The organism is Microbacterium sp. Bi128, assembly GCF_918698205.1.
In genome coordinates this window covers 1-4,296 of sequence record NZ_CAKKMM010000373.1, presented here as the reverse complement: position 1 = coordinate 4,296, position 4,296 = coordinate 1, and the positions used below count along the sequence as shown (strand labels likewise).

The 4,296-nt window shown below is 65.9% G+C and carries 5 protein-coding genes; 3 read left to right on the top strand and 2 right to left on the bottom strand.

All coding sequences use genetic code 11. The annotated features are described in order from the left end of the window. A partial coding sequence (locus LQV45_RS19250) for a peptidylprolyl isomerase (protein ID WP_230008396.1) occupies window positions 1–375 on the top strand: 375 nt, incomplete at its 5' end. Between the two features lie 9 nt (window positions 376–384). After that, the gene (locus LQV45_RS19245; protein WP_230008395.1) at window positions 385–1,254 is read left to right on the top strand and encodes a rhomboid family intramembrane serine protease; all 870 of its coding nucleotides are present in this window, start codon (window positions 385–387) and stop codon (window positions 1,252–1,254) included. Window positions 1,255–2,397: 1,143 nt separating this feature from the next. Here the strand turns inward: LQV45_RS19245 and LQV45_RS19240 are convergent. After that, window positions 2,398–3,003, bottom strand: coding sequence for a DNA-3-methyladenine glycosylase I (locus LQV45_RS19240; RefSeq protein WP_290370276.1), 606 nt, complete (start codon window positions 3,001–3,003; stop codon window positions 2,398–2,400). 105 nt (window positions 3,004–3,108) lie between these two features. Further along, window positions 3,109–3,363: a cell division protein CrgA gene (locus LQV45_RS19235; RefSeq protein ID WP_230008394.1), complete on the bottom strand. Its 255-nt coding sequence runs from the start codon at window positions 3,361–3,363 to the stop codon at window positions 3,109–3,111. Window positions 3,364–3,540: 177 nt separating this feature from the next. On the opposite strand from LQV45_RS19235, the gene LQV45_RS19230 reads away from it, so the two are divergent. After that, window positions 3,541–4,296, top strand: a 756-nt coding sequence (locus tag LQV45_RS19230) for a class E sortase (RefSeq protein ID WP_230008393.1), incomplete at its 3' end; no start/stop codon positions are given.

The window sequence follows — 4,296 nt, the reverse complement described above, 5'->3', positions numbered from 1 at the left end:
CTCTACAACGGCACCATCTTCCACCGCATCATCAAGGACTTCATGATCCAGGCCGGCGATCCGCTGGGCCGCGGCACCGGTGGACCGGGCTACAAGTTCGACGATGAGATCCACCCGGAACTGACTTTCAACGAGCCGTACAAGCTGGCCATGGCCAACGCCGGCGTCCAGATGGGCCGCGGCACCAACGGCTCGCAGTTCTTCATCACCACCATCCCCACCGGCTGGCTGCAGGGCAAGCACAGCATCTTCGGTGAGGTCGCCGATGACGAATCCAAGAAGGTCGTCGACGCGATCGAAGGCGTCCGCACCGGCATGGGCGACCGCCCCGTCGAGGATGTCACCATTAACAGCATTGACATCGAAAAGCTCTAACCCACCACCATGAGCTACGGAATTCCGGCGGCAGAGCCGTCCGCAGAGGTCCCGGTATGCCCCAGACACCCGGACCGGCCCGCCTATGTGCGTTGCCAGCGGTGCGGGCGCCCTGCGTGCCCCGACTGCCAGCGGGCGGCCGCCGTCGGATTCCAATGCGTTGACTGTGTCAACGAAACCAAGCGCACGACGCCGGCCGTCAGGACCGTCTACGGCGGCGCCGTGACCGCCGGCAAACCCGTGGTCACTTACGTGATCATCGCGCTGTGTGCCCTTGTCTATGCGCTGCAGTGGATAGTCCCCAACGACGGGATTTACCAGCAACTGGCCTACGCTCCCGCCCTGACCGGCGTTGAACCGTGGCGGATGCTCACCTCGGCGTTCCTGCACTCGCAGGGATTCCTGCTCCACATCGTCCTGAACATGTACACGCTGTGGATATTCGGCCAGATCCTCGAGCCGCTGCTGGGCCACGCCCGCTTCCTGGCCATCTACCTGCTCTCGGCCGTCGGAGGCTCCGTCGGCTTCCTCCTGCTGACCCCGGTGTATCCGCTGAACGGCCCGGTGGGCCTCGTCGGCGCCTCCGGCGCCATCTTCGGCCTGTTCGGCGCCCTGCTGGTGGTCCAGCGCCAGCGCGGCGGCGAAGTCCGCCAGCTCCTGGTCCTGATTGCCATCAACGGCGTCATCGGCTTCATGGTCCCGCAGATCGCCTGGCAGGCCCATCTTGGCGGCCTCGTCACCGGCGCCCTGAGCGCCGCCGTGATTGCCTACACCCCCCGCGGCCCGCGGCAGACCCTGCTGCAGGCCATCGGCCTCGCGGTGGTCCTGGCCCTGGTGATCGCCGTGTCCGTCGTGCGGATGGCCGGCGCCGGCGCTTAGCCCGCTCCTGCCGAAGTCCCCGGCCGCAATCGGCCGTAACCGGCCGGAATTGAACGCCCGGCCCCTTCACTCTTTTGCAGTGTTTCCCTCGCTGGTGTTCCTTGGCTGTTCCCTCCGCTTTGTGGGTCTTTCCCCCTGTACACCCGGGCCGCGCCCCGAACCTGAATCACAGGTGCGGATCCGAGAGTTTTCCACAGCGGTTATCCACATTGTTAATAACTTACAAGCGTGTAGTTCACTGTGACGACCCGGTTCTGACCGCCCGGGCTGGCGATTATCCAGCTTGCAGGCGATGCTGCCGACCCGATCTCCACACCTGTGGATAACTTCTGTGGGTTGCCCTGTGAGTAAGTGGACAACTGTGCCCGCCCAGGCCCAGGCCCTGTTGCCTGGCGCCGGGCGGCACCAGCCCTGTTCCGGCCGTGCGCCGCGGGCACCACAGGGAGTACTCCACAGAACGGTGCCACGGGCACACCAGGACCGGTGCCACGGGCACACCAGGACCGGTGCCTCAGGACCTCCAGGCGGCGCCGCTTCTCCCCGACGTTCTCCCAGCGCCGTCGCCCCCACAGGGCCCGCGCGCGGCGGCGGCAGGTCGCGACGGGCCGTGGGACGGCCGCGGTGTGTGTTTCAACAGGGTTATTCACAGTGTTAATAACTTGATGGTCTGAGCATCCGCGGGATTTAACCCGGCTCATGGCCCGGCAGAGGGGGTTGCGGCTCCGATGCGCCGGCTGTTATCCCCAGCTGTGGATAACTTGTGGGTAGTGAGCTGTTATTAAGTGGTTAACTCGTCCGGTGCAGCTGTGGTCGGGACGGGCCACAACGGCGGGCGGCCGGCCTGCCCCGAGGCGGCCCCGAGGCTGCCGTGAGCCGGCCGTGCGGCGGGACCGCGGTGCCATCCGCGGCCTGTTGCCGGGATCAGGGAACTTGTCCACAGGAAATCCACACTGTTAATAACTTACAGCCGTGTAATTCAGGACCGGCCGGGGATCTCAACAGTGGCTTTGCGCCCCGCTGTGGCCGCCGAACCCGGCTGAACCGCATGAAGACCCGGAAACTTATGAACAGTGTGGATAAGTTTCCCCAGACTTGTGCACAGCTGTGGATAATGAGGCGGGACCTCGCCGGGTCACCGCCGGGTCACTGCGGCCAGACGCCCGATGACCCGCGCCTGTGGCTGTCCAGCAGATGGGTGTCGACCATTCCGATGGCCTCCATGAGCGCGAACATCGTGGTGGGCCCCACGAAGGCGAAGCCCTTCTTGCACAGCGCCTTGGAGAGCGCGACGGACTCGGCCGAGGTGGTGGGGACCTCATCCAGGGAGTTCGGCCGGGGTGTGGCGGGCGGCTGGAACGCCCATACGAAGTCAACCAGGCCGCCGTCGTCCCTCAACGCCAGAGTAGCGCGGGCATTGGTGATGGTTGCCTGGATCTTCAGCCGGTTCCGGACGATCCCGGAATCGAGCATGAGCCGCTCCACATCGGCGTCCGTGAAGCGCGCCACCAGTTCCGGGTCGAACTCCTTGAACGCCGCGCGGAAAGCGGGCCGCTTGCGCAGGATCGTCGCCCATGAAAGCCCCGCCTGGAATCCCTCGAGGCTGATGCGTTCGTAGAGGCCCTGTTCGTCCCGGACGGGCATGCCCCATTCGGAGTCGTAATACTCGCGCAGCATGGGATCCACGGCGGCCCACGCCGGCCGCGCCAGTCCGTCGTCGCCAATGGTCGAGCCGTCTACTGCCGGGGTCATCTGGATTCCTTCGCTGGGCCGGGACTAATGCTGTGGGCTAACGGCGACGGGCCGGCACACTGTGTGTACCGGCCCGTCAGGGATCTGCGCCGCGCGGGCCTGGTGTCAGGAACGCCAGCGTGTGTTCATCAGGAAGCCGATGATCGCGATTCCGAAGCCGGCGACGATGTTCAACGAGCCCCAAGCCTGAACCGGGAAGGCGCCCTCTGTGATGTAGAACGTGATGATCCACAGCAGGCCAATGATCATCAGGCCAAACATGACGGGCTTGAACCAGACCGGATTGGGCTTGTAGGCCTCCGCGGCAGAAGTCTGCGGGGCCACACGGGCAGTCCTTTTACGCGGCTTCGACTCGGGCACTGATCCTCCTTGGCGGGCTGGAACAAGAGCGGCCAACGTGGCTTGGTATCCTGCAGGAAGCGAGCCCCCGCCGGCCAACGTGCTCTTGGTCGAGCTTGAATTCTTGTGTCGCACAATTCTAGCTGTAGTTCCGGCCACGCCGTGGACCCGCGCAACCGTCTTGGAGGAGAACCCGCAGTGCTGGAGTTGGAGCAGGAATCCGGCCGGACGGCGCGCAGCCGCCGCGGGCTGCTCCTGCGCTCCATCCACGTCGCGGGCGAGCTGCTCCTGACCGTGGGCGTCATTGTCCTGCTCTTTGTAGCCTGGCAGTTGTGGTGGACGAATGTGGCCTCCGACGCCCGGCAGCGCGAGGCGGTGCACGACTTTGCCCGCGGGATTGGAACAGCCGCTCCCGCAGCGCCGCCTCTGCCGTCGGCTGTTGCCCCGGATCCCGCCGTCGCGCCCGAACCGGCCGAGGGCGCGACCATCGGCATCCTGTATGTTCCCCCTTTCGGCGCCGGATACACGCGTCCAATCGTTCAGGGAACCACTCCGGCGGTGTTGGACACGCTGGGCATCGGGCACTATCAGGGCACGGCCATGCCAGGGGCTGCGGGAAACTTCGCCGTGGCAGGGCATCGGCAGACCCACGGCGCCGTCCTGGACCATATCGACGCCCTGGTGCCCGGGGACCGGATCTACGTCCAGACCCGTGAGGGCTACTATGTCTACGTGTTCCGGAACAGCCAGACAGTCCTCCCCTCGCGGACCGATGTGCTGTTGCCGGTGCCGATGCGGCCGGGCGCCGCGCCGACGGAGAGCTACCTGACCATGACGAGCTGCAATCCGCGGTTTGGCTACGAGGAACGCTTTGTGGCCTACGCCCTGCTGGAGCGGTGGCAGTCCCTTTCGGCTGGACCGTCGGCTGAAATTTCCCGGGCGGCCCGCGCGGCC

Bases quoted from the DNA above. Each gene is read 5' to 3' on its own strand.
- LQV45_RS19245 (WP_230008395.1), top strand. From the start codon at position 385: ATGAGCTACGGAATTCCGGCGGCAGAGCCGTCCGCAGAGGTCCCGGTA.
- LQV45_RS19240 (WP_290370276.1), bottom strand. From the start codon at position 3,003: ATGACCCCGGCAGTAGACGGCTCGACCATTGGCGACGACGGACTGGCG.